This is a genomic window from Microbacterium sp. EG9 (assembly GCF_059759475.1).
Window position 1 is genome coordinate 2,909,534 of sequence record NZ_CM186217.1, and the last position, 14,140, is coordinate 2,923,673.

A 14,140-nucleotide genomic window follows, 5' to 3' on the forward strand; every position below is an offset into this window, starting at 1 on the left:
CGCCGAGACATCCCCGCAGCGCGGGTTTCTCGGGGCGGAAGGGGTTTCTCGGGGCGTCGGGCCGGCCCGCGGCGGGTCAGACGCGCTCGGTGCCGCGCAGCAGGACGGCTTCGGCGAGGGCGCGGATGCCGTGGGCCACATCGCCGGCGGAGACGGACTCGTCGGGGTGATGGCTGACCCCGTCGGGGTTGCGCAGGAACAGCATGCCGACGTCGGTCACGGCCCCCAGCGACATGCCGTCGTGCCCGGCACGGCTGAAGATCACGGGCGGGGCGTCCGACCGCGGCGGGAGGGTCGCGCGGATGCCGCCGGCCACCACGTCCTGCAGCAGGGGCGCGCAGAACACCGCCGGCGCGCTGTGCACCTCGCGTGAGCGCCAGCGCAGTCCGCGGCGACCCATGATGTCGTCCAGCTCGCGGGCCAGCGCGTCCCACACGCGGTCGCGTTCGCCGTCGAACTCGCCGCGCAGATCGAGCGAGAACTGCACCTCGCCCGGGATCACGTTGACCGCCCCCGGGAACGCCTCGAAGCGGCCCACGGTGCCGACGATGTGGTGCTCAGCGGAGCAGATCCGCTCCACGGCCAGGGCGGCCTCGCTTGCACCCAGCAGCGCGTCGCGACGCATGTCGTACGGCGTCCCGCCGGCGTGGCGGGCCTCGCCCTCCACCACCAGCTGGAACCGCCGCGCCGACGCGATCGACGAGACGACGGCGAGAGGCTCCCCGGCCCGGTCGAGCTCGGGCCCCTGCTCGATGTGCGCCTCGAGGTACCCCACCAGCTCGTCCGGTCGCCGCGCGGCCTCCCCGACACGGGCGGGGTCGAGCCCGAACTCGAGGAATGCCCGGCGCAGGCTCACGCCGTCGGCATCCGCCAGCTCCCACCACGCGTCGTTCCACGTGCCGGCCACGGCGGACGATCCGAGCAGCGCCTTGCCGAACCGGGTGCCCTCCTCGTCGGAGAAGGCGACCACCTCGATCGCGAACGGCAGCGGCACGGTCCAGCCCTCGCCCGCCGGCACGCGCAGCAGCCGCACGACCTCGAGCGCCATCAGCACCCCCGCGATGCCGTCGTAGCGTCCGGCATCGAGCACCGTGTCCAGGTGCGAGCCCAGCATCAGCGCGGGCGCCGCCGGGTCGCCGATCCGGCCGACCTGGTTGCCCGCGGCATCCTGCCACGTGCGCATGCCCAGCTCGCGCATCCATTCCGCCGCCAGGCGATTGACGCGGGCGTGCTCGGGCGAGAGGTAGACGCGCTCGATGGATGCCGCGTCCGCGCTCACCCGCGCGAGCTCCTCGCACCGGGCCATCACGCGTCGCGCGGCGGCGGCGATGTCATCGGGCGCGGCGCGCAGGAGGGATGCCGCGGTCACGGCGCCCCCGTGGGAGCGGGCGCGCCAGGGGCGTGCAGGGCGGCCGGGGCGGCGGCGAACACGTCGGCCGCGGCCTCGACGCCCCCACCCGCCGGCACCGCGGCGCCGAAGCGCCGCAGCACGCTCTCGAGGGCGGCGAGGGTGGAGAGCACGGCATCCTTGCGCGCGTTGTAGCCCATCGTGCCGATGCGCCAGACCTTGCCGTGGAGCGGCCCGAACGAGGTGCCGATCTCGATGCCGAAGTCCTCGAGCAGGGCCGACCGGGCGGCATCACCGGGAACGCCCTCCGGGATCTCGACCGCCACGACGTTGCTCATCTTGTGGCCGACGTCGCCGAACACGACGAGGCGGAGCGCCTCGACGCCGGCGAGCATCGCGCGTCCGGCGAGCTCATGGCGGGCGATCACGGCCTCGCGACCCTCGACCAGCAGCAGCCGGGCGCACTCGCGGGCGCCGTAGAGCATGCTCGTCGCCTCGGTGTGGTGGTTCAGGCGACGGGGGCCCCAGTAGTCGAGGATCTGGCCCAGGTCGAAGTAGTTCGAGCGGACGAAGTCGGCCGACGACTCGTCGCCGGGCTCGCGGATGCCCGCCTCGACCTTCTTGCGCGCCCGGATCACCTCCACCGCCCGCGGGCTCAGGGTGATCGGCGACGATCCGCTCGGACCCCCCAGGCACTTCTGCAGCCCGGCGGTCGCGGCATCCAGTCCCCAGGCGTCGGCCTCGAAGGCGTTCCCGCCCAGCGAGGCGGTGGCGTCGGAGTAGAACAGCACGCCATGGCGGCGGCAGAGCTCGCCGACATCCTCCAGCGGCTGGAGCATCGTGGTCGAGGTGTCGCCCTGCACGAGGGCGAGCAGCGCCGGCTTCACGCGCACGATCGCCTCCTCGATCACGGATGCCGGGAACACCTGACCCCAGTCGGTCTCGATCGTGTGCACCTCGGCGAGCGCCCGCTCGGCGATCTCGGCCAGCAGGTGCCCGAAGCGGCCGAACACCGGGACGAGCACCCGGTCGCCGGGCTTCACGAGCGAGACGATCGCGGCCTCGATGCCGGCACGGCTCGTGCCGTCGACGAGCAGGGTCGCGTCGTTGTGCGTGCTCCAGACGCCGCGGTACAGCTCCTGCGTCTCGGTCATCGTCGCCGTCATGAACGGGTCGTACTGGCCGACCAGCGGCGCCGACATCGCGGTGAGGACGCTCGGGTACGCCGAGATCGGCCCCGGGCCCATGAGCAGACGGGCGGGCGGGGCGATCGGGCCGGGAAGGGCGGTGGTGCTCATACGGATTCCGTTTCGGTGATGCGGGCGTGGAGGGCGCAGCCGAGGCGCACGAGGGCGATGTCGGTGCCGGCGCGCGAGACGAGGCTGACGCCGACCGGAGCGTCGCCGCGGTCGGTGGCGACCGTGAGCACCGGCACCGACAGCGCGGGGAGGCCGCCGACGGCGGCCGGCGTGGTCAGCCGCAGGGTGTTCTGGCGGACGGCATCCACCTGCGCGCCGGTGGCCGCGCGCGACGGCGCCGGTCCGGGCACCGTCGGCAGCAGCAGCACGGCGTCGCGGACGTGCGCGTGCAGTGCCTCGCGCAGCGGGGCGAGGGCGGCGCGGGCCGCGGCCTCGTCGGCGGCGGTCACGGCGGCGGCCGTCCGGAAGCGCTCGGCCACGGCGGGCCCGGTCGAGCCGGGGTGGGCGCGCAGCCAGTCGCCGTTGTTGCGCCAGGCTTCCGCACCCTGCACCGTCCGGAACGGCACGAGGTAATCGTCGAGGTCGCCCAGCGCGATCTCCTCGACCGGCAGACCGGAAGCCGCGAGCATCCCCTCGAACGCCGCGCGCGTGGCCGGGTCGGCCGCGGCTAGCGCTTCGACCGGCACGCGGAACCGCCACGGCAGGTCGTCGCCGGAGGCACCGAACACCGATGCGGTCGAGTCGGAGCCGTCGTAGCTCAGGCACCAGTCCGCGACGGCCTGCAGCGTCGCACCGTCGCGGGTGAGCCACCCGACGGTGTCGAACGACTGCGCGAGCGGGAGCAGGCCCTGGCGCGGCACGAGGTCGTGCGTCGTCCGCAGGCCCCAGAGTCCCTGGTACGACGCCGGCACCCGCACCGAGCCGGCGGTGTCGGTGGCGAGGGCGACGTCGGCGTGGCCGAGGGCGACGGCGGCGGCCGGACCGCTCGACGAGCCGCCCGGGAGCGCACCGGGCACCGCGGCGTTGGGCGGGGTGCCGTAGTGCGCGTTGTCGCCGGCGATCGAGTAGGCGAACTCGTCGGTGCGGGCGATGCCCCGCAGCGATGCCCCGCCGCGCAGCAGATCGCCCACCGCGGGCGCGCTCGTGGTCTCGGCGCGAGCCGAGGCGAGGTAGGCCGGGTTGCCGGCGCCGATGCGATAGCCCTTGATCGCGAAGAGGTCCTTGACGGCCACGGTGAGACCGGCGAGCGGCCCGTCCCACGCGCCCTGGTACAGCGGGTCGCCGACGGTACGCCAGATCGAGCGGTCGAACGCGACCGAGCGCGGCGTGACGTGTGCGGCGGTGATGAGCCACCGGCCGTCGATCAGCTCCCACACCTGCGTCTGCAGCCCGGCTCCGCCCGCGGCGAACCGCGACACCGCGACGATGAGCGCGACCCCGTCGGCGAGCGGCCGGTACTCGACGCGCTCGATGGTGCGGGCCGGCACACCGCCGCGAGAGCCGCGGAACGCGCTGATCGCGTCGTGCCCGACCAGCAGTCCGGCGCCGTCGCCGCGGAGCGTGCGGTCGCCGGGCGCGAACGCGGCATCCAGGGCGTCGAGGTCGTTCGCCAGGATCGCCCGCTCGTACGCCTCGAACGCCGCGCGCAGGTCGTCGGGCAGCGGCTGGTCGGCGGTCATCGGTGGCCTCCCCGCCGGTGTTGCTGTGGCGTGGGTGGCGGCGGCGGCGTCCCGAACTCCTCCACCGCAGGCCGCGCAGGCCGCGGGAGGTGCTCAGGGCCGGGCACTCCGGTCGAGATGGAGGAGTTCGGGGCGCACGCGGCACGCGAACCCGCCGCCGCGACCGCCGCGGAGTCGCTCGGGCAGCCGATGAACCGCCCGCGGGCTTCGCGCGCCGCGCGCGTGCCGGACTCCTCCACGCGCAGGGGCGCGGGCCGCGTCCGGGCGCCCCCACCCCGCAACCGCAGCGAGTTGGAGGAGTTCGGGACCCCGACCGCGGCGCCCGTCCCCGACACCCCGGTCACGCCGGGGCCCCCGACGGCGCCGACGCACCCGGCACCGACCCGGCGGCCGACCCGGCGGCCGACCCGGCAGCAGGGCCGACGGCGGGCCGGACGGCCGACCCGGCGGCGGGACCGGCGGCGGGGCGGACGGCGGCGAAGTCCGCCTCGCGGATGCGCGCGTGCACGCCGCAGACGATGTCGACGACCTGCGAGATGTCGAAGTCGGTCGCCGCCGACAGGTAGGCGTAGGCCAGGTGCTCGGCCATGCCGTACCGCGCCTGCAGCAGATCGAGGGCGGCGCGCACCGCCTTGCGCATCGCCTCGTCGAGATCGACGTCGAGTCCGGTCGGCACGAGGTACTCGTCGGTGCGGACGAGCGGTCCGGTCACCTCGCCGAACGCGGCGAGGGCCCCGGCCCGCGGCACCACGTCGAAGCGCAGCGTCGCGCGCAGCGACGCCTCCAGGGCGGTCAGCGCCACCTCCCCGTCGCCCTGCGCGAAGTGCGGGTCGCCGACGTAGGCGAGCGCGCCGGGCACCTGCACCGGCAGGTACAGCACCGCACCTTCGACGAGCAGGTTGATGTCGATGTTGCCGCCGTGCGCGCCGGGCGGCACCGAGTGCGGCCGCTCCTCGCCGGCGACGGCGACGCCCATCGTCCCGAGGAACGGCGCGAGCGGGAACCGCACGACGCGCTCGCCCCCGTCGACCAGGGGCAGGATGCCGCTGCCGTCCGACACCGGCGTGAACACGCTGACGTTCTCGGGCCCCCGCGGGAGCACACCGACCAGCGCGCCCTTGCCGTGCCGGTTGGAGATGACCCCGTAGGGCACCCGCGGGGCGAGGTCGACGACCGTGATCTTCAGCAGATCGCCCACCTCGGCGCCCGCGACGAAGACGGGTCCCGTCACCACGTGCGGGCCGTCGGCGAGCGCATCGCGCGGGACGGTGGCGGCGATCTCGATCGCGTCGGTGAGCACGTGCGCGGCCGGCACTCCGTGCCCCGTGAAGTAGCCGAGCGGATCCTGCCCCTGATCGGGGAGGATACCCTCGTGGCTCACGGTGTCGATGGTCACCGTCTCCCCCGCCGCGATCGTCAGCACCGGTGCGTCCGCGGCGCAGGGCAGTCGCCCCCACAGCACCGTCGCCGGGGATGCCGCGACGTAGTGGTCGCCGACGATCGCCCCTTCGCGGGGCTGCAGGATCTCGAGGGTCTCGGTCATGATGTCGCTCCTTCGCGCACGTCGTCACCGGCGAACGCACCGGCACCGGCCAGCAGTTCCACGCCGGGCCGGGCCCGCGCCTCGTCATCGCCGGCGCGGTACACGACGGTACCGCCGACGAGCGTCGCGACGACCCCGCCGCGCAGCTCGCGGCCGTCCCACGGCGACAGCTTGTGCCGGTACAGCAGCCGCTGTGCGTCGACCGTCCACGACCGCTCCGGGGCGAACACGGTGAGGTTCGCCCGCGCGCCCGGCGCGATGACGCCGAGTCCCGGCATCCCGGCGATGCGCGCCGGTCCGGTCGTGAACAGCGGCAGCAGGCGCTCCAGCGGGATGCCGCGGCGCGCCGCCGCGGTCCAGACGCTCGCGAAGCCCGTCTGCACGCCGGCGATGCCGCCCCAGGCGAGGCCGAAGTCGCCGCCGCCCGCGGTCTTGAGGGCGAGCGTCGCGGGCGAGTGGTCGCTGACGATCGCGTCGATCGTGCCGTCGACGACGCCTTCCCACAGCAAGTCCTGGTTGACGCGGTCGCGGATCGGCGGGCAGCACTTGAACGCGCTCGCCCCGTCGGGCACCTCTTCGGCCGACAGCGTGAGGTAGTGCGGGCACGTCTCGATCGTGAGGCGGATGCCCTCCGCCTTCGCGGCCCGGATGAGGTCGAGCGCGTGCCCGTCGGCGACGTGGACGATGTGCGCACGGCCGCCGGTGGCCCGGGCCGCGTCGATCACCGCCGCGATCGCGGCCTCCTCGCTGACGGGCGGACGGCTGCGCAGGAACGCGTCGTAGTGACGACCGAGCTCTCCGTCGGGTCCCGCCCCGACCTCGACGGCGGCCTCGTGCAGGTGGGCCTCGTCCTCCGCGTGGGCGATCAGCAGGCCGTCGAAGGCGGCGAGCTCGGTCAGCGCGGCGCGCAGGCCCGCGCCGTCGAGGTGTCCGAACTCGTCGATGCCGCTCGGCACGAGGAAGCACTTGAAGCCGACGACGCCGGCATCGGCCAGCTCACGCAGGCTGCCGAGGTTCTCGGGGACCGCGCCGCCCCAGTAGCCCACGTCCACGGCGAGCTTTCCGGCCGCGGCGGCACGCTTCGCGGCGAGCGCCGCGGGCGTGGTGGTCACCGGCACCGAGTTCAGCGGCATGTCGAACAGGGTCGTGATGCCGCCGGCGGCCGCGGCGGCGGTGCCCGTCGCGAAGCCCTCCCAGTCGGTGCGGCCCGGCTCGTCCAGGTGCACGTGCGAGTCGACGAGGCCCGGCAGCAGCACCTCGTCGGGAGCGAGCACCACGACCTCGGCGGATGCCGCGGCATCCGCGTCGTCGAGCCCGTCGAGACCGCCGAGCGCGTCGAGACCGGCCACCTCTGCGATCACCCCGTCGACGATGCGCACCTGCGCGGGGCGGAACCGTCCGTCGATCCACGCGCGCTCGGCCCGGATCACCCTCACCTCTGCCACGGCGCCGCCTCTCTCGGGAATGGGTCCGACGCTAGCGAGGCGTCGTTTCGCGGGTGTTTCCGCCCGGACGCGCCGGGCTCGAGTGTGAAGCTATAGCTTCATCTTCGCGACGGGATGTCTCCCGTGTAACGAGCATGTGAAGTCGCCCCTTCACAGATGACGAATCCGGGTCGAATCCCCGGCACCGGGCCGACGGGATGCCACCGCCCGCTACGCTCTCGACCATGAGCCGCCTGTCCGCCGTCGACGCGTCGCACACCGCCGCGCCCGCGGACGCCGCCGATCGCGCGGCCGCCGGAGACGGCGACGGCGTGGGCGAGCGCCTGCGCGCGCTGCGGATCGCCCGCGGCATGTCGGCGCGCGACCTCGCGAGACGGCTCGGCATCTCGCCCAGCGCCGTCTCGCAGATCGAGCGGGGCGTCATGCGGCCGAGCGTGTCGCGCCTGATCGCCATCACCGACGAGCTCGACGTGCCGCTGACGTCGGTGTTCGACCCCTCCGGCGCACCGGCCCAGACGGGCGCGACGAGCTTCGGGCTGCGCCGCGCCGCCCACGACACGGCGATCCTCCTCGACGACGGCGTCGCCTTCCGCCGCATCTCCCCGGTCGCGACGCCCGGGGTGGACTACTTCGAGTCGACCTATCCGCCGGGGGCGACGGCGCACGGCGAGGGCGGACTGTTCCGCCACGAGGGCTACGAGATCGGCACGGTCGTCTCGGGCGAGCTGACCGTCGACTTCGACGACGAGCGCGTGGTCCTGCGCGCCGGGGACGCGATCAGCTATCCGTGCTCGCGTCCGCATCGACTGCACAACACGTCCTCCGAGCCGGCCGTCGCCCGCTGGCTCATCGTCCACGGAGCCCACTGACATGACCGACCTCCTCGCCCTCCCCGACTTCGACGCCCTCGACCCGGATGCCGCGGCCTCCCTCGTGCGCGTCTGGGCCGCCGTGCCCGCGTGGATCGACGCGGTCGTCGCGGGACGCCCCTACGGCACGCGGGCGGCGCTGGCCGCGCGCGCGGACGAGCTCGCGCGCGCCTGGACGCGCGCCGACTTGGACGGCGCGCTCGCCCACCACCCGCGCATCGGCGACAGACCGCAGGGCGCGAGCGCCGAGGCGCACGCCTCGCGTCACGAGCAGGCCTCGATGTCGACCGCGGAGGCCGCGACGGCCGCCGCGATCGCGGCCGGCAACGCCGCGTACGAGGAGCGCTTCGGCCGGGTGTTCCTCATCCGCGCCGCGGGTCGCAGCCCCGAAGAGATGCGCGCGGAGCTCGAGCGACGGCTGCACAACGACGACGAGACCGAGACCGCGGAGGCGCTCGACCAGCTGCGCCAGATCGCGCTGCGACGACTGGAGGCGACGATCGCATGAGCCACGTGACCACGCATGTGCTGGACGGGGCCGCCGGGGCCGCGGCATCCGGCGTCGAGGTGACCCTCGTCGACGCGGACGGCGTCGCCCTCGCCGCCGGGAGCACGGATGTCGACGGCCGCCTCGCCCTCGGCCCGGAGGAGCTTCCCGCCGGCACCTACGCGCTCGTGTTCCATACCGGGGCGTACTTCGCGGCGCGCGACACCGCGACCTTCTACCCCTCGGTCACCGTGACCTTCGCGGTCGCCGACGGCCGGCACCACCACGTGCCGTTGCTGCTGAGCCCCTTCGCCTACTCCACGTACCGCGGCACCTGATCCGCTCCGGCTCCGGCGGGACCGCCCCGGGCGCGGGATGCCGCGCGGTTACCCGGGGGAAACGTCGCGGTGACACGGCATCCGTAGCGTGACGGACATGAAGGTGATCGTCGTCGGAGCCGGTGTCGGGGGAACGAGCGCGGGGATCGCGCTGCAGAGACTCGGGCACGAGGTCGTCATCTACGACCAGATGCGCGAGAACCGGCCCGTGGGCGCGGCGCTGTCGCTGTGGCCCAACGGCGTGAAGGTGCTCAACTGGCTCGGACTCGGCGAGGAGGTCGCAGCTCTCGGCGGCGACATGGCCGACATGGTCTACCTCGACGGGCACACCGGCGAGACGATGTGCGACTTCTCGCTCGCGCCCGTCACGGCCCAGACCGGGCAGAAGCCCTACCCCGTCGCGCGCGCCGACCTGCAGGCGCTGCTGATGGAGCGGTTCGGCCTCGACGGCATCCACCTCGGCAAGCGGCTGACCGACGTCTCCGACGACGGCACGACCGTGACCGCGACGTTCGCCGACGGCACCACCGACACGGCCGACATGCTCATCGGGGCCGACGGCGCGCGCTCGATCGTGCGCGACTACGTGCAGCCCGCCGGGGCGCCGCCGATCGAGCGGGAGTACTCGGGATACACGAACCTCAACGGGCTCGTGCCGGTGTCGGAGACCATCGGGCGCGCCACCGCCTGGACGACCTACGTCGCCGAGGGCAAGCGCGCCGCCGTCATGCCGATCGCGGGCGACCGCTTCTACTTCTGGTTCGACATCCCGCAGCCGTCGGGACTCCCCTACGAGCGGGGCGACCTCACCCCTCTGCTCGAGGCCTTCGGCGATTGGGCGCCCGGCGTGCAGGAGCTGCTCTCCGCGATCGACCCCGCGACCTCGCTCAACCGCGTGGAGATCTGGGACATCACCCCGTTCGACACCTGGACGAAGGGGCGGGTCGCCATCCTCGGGGATGCCGCGCACAACACCGCCCCCGACATCGGCCAGGGAGCGTGCTCGGCGCTCGAGGACGCCTTCGCCCTCGGCATCGCGTTCGCCACCAACACGCTCGACGTCGCCGACACCCTCCGCCGCTACGCCGCGATGCGGGTCGAGCGGGCGGGCGAGCTCGTGCTGCGGGCACGCAAGCGCGGGTGGGAGACGCACGCCTTCGACCCCGCCGTGACCGACGCCTGGTACGAGAGCCTGCGCGGCACCGACGGCGCCGGCATCATCCGCGGCATCGTCGGCAACATCGAGGACAGCCCCGTCAACCTCGGCGGCGGGTTGCTGCCCGGCTGAGCGGGTCGCTGGGGGCGGGTGGGCCGGCGCCCTCCCAACCGAACTGCAAGGGATGCCGCGCGACACGCCGCCGCGCAGGGGCACCCGCACGGGGTGGCGCCGCTGGGGCCTTGCAGTTGCGCATGCAGCGGGCGGCGGGGCGGGGCGGACCCAGTCTGAGTGGTTCGCAGGCGCCGAGGACGCGAACGAGTCACCGACCGGTCGTGCCGCGGCATCCGGGCTCACCCGCGGCATCCGCCTCGACCGAACTGCAAGGGATGCCGAGCGACACGCCGCTACACAGGGGCACCGGCGCGGGGTGTCGCCGCGGCGACCTTGCAGTTGCGCATGTTGGCGGGCGACGGAAGGGCGACGGCCGGCATCGAGGCCCGGTGACGAGCCCGGTCAGGGCAGGGGCGCGGGCGGCGGCATCCGCTCGATGCGGCGGCATCAGCCGTCGCCCCTCCCGACCGAACTGCAAGGGATGCCGCGCGACACGCGGCTGCACAGGGGCACCGGCGCGGGGTGTCGCGGCTGCGACCTTGCAGTTGCGCATGTTGGCGGGCGGCGGGGCAGGGCAGGGCGGACCCAGTCTGAGTGGTTCGCAGGCGCCGAGCACGCGCACGAGTTACCGACCGGTCGTGCGGCGGCATCCGGGGTGACCCACGGCATCCGCCTCGACCGAACTGCAAGGGATGCCGCGCGACACGCCGCTTCCCAGGGCCACCCGCGCGGGGTGTCGCCGTTGCGACCTTGCAGTTGCGCATGTTGGCGGGCGGCGGCATCCGCCATCACCCTCTCCCGACCGAACTGCAAGGGATGCCGCGCGACACGCCGCTGCACAGAGGCACCCGCGCGGGGTGTCGCGGCTGCGGCCTTGCAGTTGCGCGCGCAGCGGGCGGCGCAGCTAGTGCGCGGAGGGGTCAGAGGCGGCGGGCGATGGAGGCCGCGACGGTGAGCCACGCGTCGCGGCTCTCGGGCGAGAGCGCGTCGAAGTCGATCGGACCGCCGTCGACCAGCGCGGCGTCGAACGGCACGTGCACGACCTCGGCGGTCACCTGCGCGAAGTGGCGCTCGAGGCGGTCGGCGAGCTTGCGGTCGGGCTTCGCCGACGGGGCGGCGAGGATCGTCACCGCCTCGTCGATCTTGTGATCGAAGCCCTTCTCGCGCAGGCCGTCGAGGAGCCACGCGGCGCTGGCCGCCGTGTCCTCGCGCACGGTCGAGACGATGACGAGCTGATCGGCGGCGGCGACGGCCGCGACCCAGTTCGACGCGCGCATGTTGTTGCCGGTGTCGACGATCAGCAGGCGGTAGTAGCGCGACAGCACGTCGTGCAGACGATCGAATCCGGCGGCGTCGATGGTCGAGGATGCCGCGGCATCCTCGTCGGACGCCAGCACGTCGAACCGCGCGTCGACCTGCGTGCGCACGTAGGTGTCGAGGGCGGCGAGGCTGGCACGGTCGGGCGTCGTGAAGCGGTCGAGGTCGTCGAGCAGGTCGACGGCCGTGCGGTGGTGGGGGGCGTGCTGCGCGCGCCAGCCGAGCGTGCCCCGGGTCTCGTTGTTGTCCCACGCGAGGGTCGCACCGCCGCGCTGGGTGCCGAAGGTGGCGGCGAGCAGCAGCGTCGACGTCGTCTTGTGCGCACCGCCCTTGGGGTTGAGGACCACGATCGTGCGCGGCGCGTCGAGCCGGCGCTGCACGAGGCGCTCGCGATCCAGCCGCGATTGCTCCGCCTTTCCGGGCCGCGGGGAGATCGCACCGCCGGTCAGACGCCGGATCGCGCCGCGCCAGCCTTCGGTCGCACGCGGCCGCGCCCGGTCGGCTCGAGAGTTGAGCAGGTCGTCGACCGTCGGCGTCGCGCGCTGCGCGGGGCTGCGCTGAGCGCCCTCCCGCCGCGTCGCACCGCTGCGCAGCGGTCCGTCGACCGTCGCCGTCGCAACGGCGGTCGTCGCCGACGTCGCCGGGGCGGCGGCCACGGGCTCCGCGGCGGTCTCCGCCGGAACCGGCTCCGCGACCGCGGCAGCGGCGGCCGGCGACAGCGGCACCGCCGAGATGGGGGCGGCGACCGAGGATGCCGCGACGGAGGAGACGTCCTCGGCCCCGGGGGTCGCGGCCGGAGCGGAAACCGAAGCCGCCGGAGCGGAAACCGCGGCCGGAGCGGAAGCCACAGCCGGAGCGGAAGCCGCCGCCGGGGCCGTGGCCTCCGTGAAGCTGCCGTCGGGGCTGACGACGAGCGCCCACCGGGTGGCGCCGTCGACGACCGTGGCGGTCACCGGCTCGCCGGCCGACGCGGCCATCAGGCGGATGGACTCCACGATGCGACTGCGCAGCCCTTCCTGCGTCGAGGCGAAGACCTCGTCGACCTCACCGGCGAGATGGATCTCGGCGGCGGTCTGCGAGGTGACGAGGACGGTCGGTTCGTAGGTCACGCCTACGAGTATCCCATCGACGCCCGCACAACACCCGGGAAGGGGGCTCTCACGCCCCGGCGAGCAGCTCGTCGACGGTGCGTCGCCAGTCGGCATCCCCGTCGGTCGCCGTCAGCGTGAAGCTGCGCTGTGCGACGTCGAGCTCCACGGTCACACGATGCGCGCCCTGCTCCCACCGGAGCAGGCCACGGGTGTCGGCGAGGTCGGCAGTGAACGCGCCGTCGAAGGCGGGATGGGCCGCGCGCAGACGCAGCAGCTCCCCCAGCGCCCGCACGACGGGGCGTTCGAGCTCGAGGTCGATCTCGTCGGCGGTGTAGTGGTGGCGGTTCACGTCGCGGCCGACCCCCGTCGCACGCAGCAGCTCGACGTCGTTGCGGCCCGCGAACAGTCCCACGTAGTACACCTGCGGGATGCCGGGCACCATGAGCTGGACGAGTCGGGCGAGCAGGTAGGCGCGGTCGTCGGCGCCCACGGCGTCGTAGTAGGTGCAGTTCACCTGGTACAGGTCGAGGTTGGATGCCGCGGCTCCCGTCGCGAGGCGACTCGTGCCGCCGCTCGCGTCGTGGATCGCCTCGACGAGCGCGTCGATCTGCGCCGGCGCGAGCAGCCCCGGGACCCCCGGCTTCAGGTCGCTCTCGCCCACGTCGACGATGCCGATGCCGTCGTGCGTGTCGAGCACCGTGATCGTATTGGCGGGGCGCACGTCGAGCCACTGCGCGAGGGGACGCAGGTCGTGCGCGTGCAGAGCGTGCAGCAGCAGCGGCGGCAGCGCGAAGTCGTAGACGTAGTCCACGCTGCGGGCGATGTCGATCTGCTGCGTGAAGTGCCCGTGCACCTCGAGCAGCACCCGCATGCCCCGGTCGTGGGCGAGCTCGAGGATGCGTCGCGTGTACCGATCGGTGGATGCCGTCATGAAGCAGTCGGTGCCCGCTTCCTTGCCCGTGTAGCCCACGGCATCCAGGCGCAGCATCGTGACACCGGCGGCGCCGAGCGCGTCGAGCACCGAGGTGAGGTAGTCCCAGGCGACCTCGGTGCGCAGGTCGATGTCGACCTGGTCGGCGGTGAAGGTCGTCCAGACGAGACGCTTGCGCCCGCCCAGCTCCATCACGGTGAACGGCAGGCCGGGCCGCGGGCGGTAGATGCGGGCCAGGTCGTCCTCGCGGGCGCCGTCCGGGAAGACGGCGTCGAGCGTGAGGAACATCGGCGCCCAGGGCGAGGCGTCGCCGCGACGGCGCACGTCCAGGAAGGCGTCGGAGTCGGCCGAGACGTGGTTGACGATCACGTCGCTCATCACGACGGCGTCGCCGCTGAGCGCGCGGACGTCGTCCCACGTGCCCAGCCGCGGATCGATGCGGGTGTGGTCGCGGGGGTCGAAGCCCGCGTCGACGCCGTCGAACGGGGTGAAGTAGGGCAGGAGGTGGATGCCGCCGAACATCCCCGACAGTCGTGTGTCGAGCATCTCCTGCACGCCGGCGACGGTTCCGGCGAGGCGGTCGACGTAGGTGATCAGCTGCGGGGGCGTGCCGTTCATGACGG

Annotated in this window: 11 protein-coding genes; 4 read left to right on the top strand and 7 right to left on the bottom strand. The window is 74.0% G+C overall.

Translation table 11 applies throughout. From position 1 onward, the window contains the following. Positions 1–76: 76 nt before the first annotated feature. From AC6CQV_RS13710 to allB, 5 genes are all read right to left on the bottom strand, one after another. Positions 77–1,369, bottom strand: a complete 1,293-nt coding sequence (locus AC6CQV_RS13710) for an allantoate amidohydrolase (RefSeq protein ID WP_498259747.1) — start codon at positions 1,367–1,369, stop codon at positions 77–79. Next, positions 1,366–2,646: a pyridoxal-phosphate-dependent aminotransferase family protein gene (locus AC6CQV_RS13715; RefSeq protein WP_498259748.1), complete on the bottom strand. Its 1,281-nt coding sequence runs from the start codon at positions 2,644–2,646 to the stop codon at positions 1,366–1,368. The genes AC6CQV_RS13710 and AC6CQV_RS13715 overlap by 4 nt, the downstream gene beginning before the upstream one ends. Next, a complete protein-coding gene (locus AC6CQV_RS13720; protein ID WP_498259749.1) occupies positions 2,643–4,226 on the bottom strand; it encodes an AtzH-like domain-containing protein in 1,584 nt (527 codons plus the stop codon). Before AC6CQV_RS13720 ends, AC6CQV_RS13715 begins: the two co-directional genes overlap by 4 nt. 340 nt (positions 4,227–4,566) lie before the next feature. Next, entirely contained in the window at positions 4,567–5,769 is a 1,203-nt protein-coding gene (locus AC6CQV_RS13725) for an acetamidase/formamidase family protein (RefSeq protein ID WP_498259750.1), read from the bottom strand. Beyond that, entirely contained in the window at positions 5,766–7,214 is a 1,449-nt protein-coding gene (gene allB / locus AC6CQV_RS13730; protein WP_498259751.1) for an allantoinase AllB, read from the bottom strand. The genes AC6CQV_RS13725 and allB overlap by 4 nt, the downstream gene beginning before the upstream one ends. Before the next feature lie 224 nt (positions 7,215–7,438). Here allB and AC6CQV_RS13735 point away from each other — a divergent pair, with 224 nt between their 5' ends. From AC6CQV_RS13735 to hpxO, 4 genes are all read left to right on the top strand, one after another. Beyond that, complete coding sequence (locus AC6CQV_RS13735; RefSeq protein WP_191009360.1) at positions 7,439–8,083, top strand: helix-turn-helix domain-containing protein; 645 nt, start codon at positions 7,439–7,441, stop codon at positions 8,081–8,083. A gap of 1 nt (position 8,084) precedes the next feature. Further along, positions 8,085–8,591, top strand: coding sequence for a 2-oxo-4-hydroxy-4-carboxy-5-ureidoimidazoline decarboxylase (gene uraD, locus AC6CQV_RS13740; RefSeq protein WP_498259752.1), 507 nt, complete (start codon positions 8,085–8,087; stop codon positions 8,589–8,591). Further along, positions 8,588–8,908: a hydroxyisourate hydrolase gene (uraH, locus tag AC6CQV_RS13745; RefSeq protein ID WP_498259753.1), complete on the top strand. Its 321-nt coding sequence runs from the start codon at positions 8,588–8,590 to the stop codon at positions 8,906–8,908. Before uraD ends, uraH begins: the two co-directional genes overlap by 4 nt. Positions 8,909–9,005: 97 nt before the next feature. Then, positions 9,006–10,196: an FAD-dependent urate hydroxylase HpxO gene (hpxO, locus tag AC6CQV_RS13750; protein ID WP_498259754.1), complete on the top strand. Its 1,191-nt coding sequence runs from the start codon at positions 9,006–9,008 to the stop codon at positions 10,194–10,196. A 902-nt stretch (positions 10,197–11,098) separates the two neighbouring features. On the opposite strand, the gene AC6CQV_RS13755 is transcribed toward hpxO, so the two are convergent. Both AC6CQV_RS13755 and gtfA read right to left on the bottom strand, forming a co-directional pair. Next, complete coding sequence (locus AC6CQV_RS13755) at positions 11,099–12,604, bottom strand: MinD/ParA family ATP-binding protein (RefSeq protein WP_498259755.1); 1,506 nt, start codon at positions 12,602–12,604, stop codon at positions 11,099–11,101. Positions 12,605–12,653: 49 nt separating this feature from the next. Then, positions 12,654–14,135: a sucrose phosphorylase gene (gtfA, locus tag AC6CQV_RS13760; RefSeq protein WP_498259756.1), complete on the bottom strand. Its 1,482-nt coding sequence runs from the start codon at positions 14,133–14,135 to the stop codon at positions 12,654–12,656. Positions 14,136–14,140 lie beyond the last annotated feature (5 nt).

Excerpts from the sequence above, each read along its gene's own strand:
- AC6CQV_RS13715 (WP_498259748.1), bottom strand. The coding sequence starts at position 2,646 with ATGAGCACCACCGCCCTTCCCGGCCCGATCGCCCCGCCCGCCCGTCTG.
- AC6CQV_RS13720 (WP_498259749.1), bottom strand. The coding sequence starts at position 4,226 with ATGACCGCCGACCAGCCGCTGCCCGACGACCTGCGCGCGGCGTTCGAG.
- AC6CQV_RS13725 (WP_498259750.1), bottom strand. The coding sequence starts at position 5,769 with ATGACCGAGACCCTCGAGATCCTGCAGCCCCGCGAAGGGGCGATCGTC.
- AC6CQV_RS13735 (WP_191009360.1), top strand. The coding sequence starts at position 7,439 with ATGAGCCGCCTGTCCGCCGTCGACGCGTCGCACACCGCCGCGCCCGCG.
- uraD (WP_498259752.1), top strand. The coding sequence starts at position 8,085 with ATGACCGACCTCCTCGCCCTCCCCGACTTCGACGCCCTCGACCCGGAT.
- uraH (WP_498259753.1), top strand. The coding sequence starts at position 8,588 with ATGAGCCACGTGACCACGCATGTGCTGGACGGGGCCGCCGGGGCCGCG.
- hpxO (WP_498259754.1), top strand. The coding sequence starts at position 9,006 with ATGAAGGTGATCGTCGTCGGAGCCGGTGTCGGGGGAACGAGCGCGGGG.
- gtfA (WP_498259756.1), bottom strand. The coding sequence starts at position 14,135 with ATGAACGGCACGCCCCCGCAGCTGATCACCTACGTCGACCGCCTCGCC.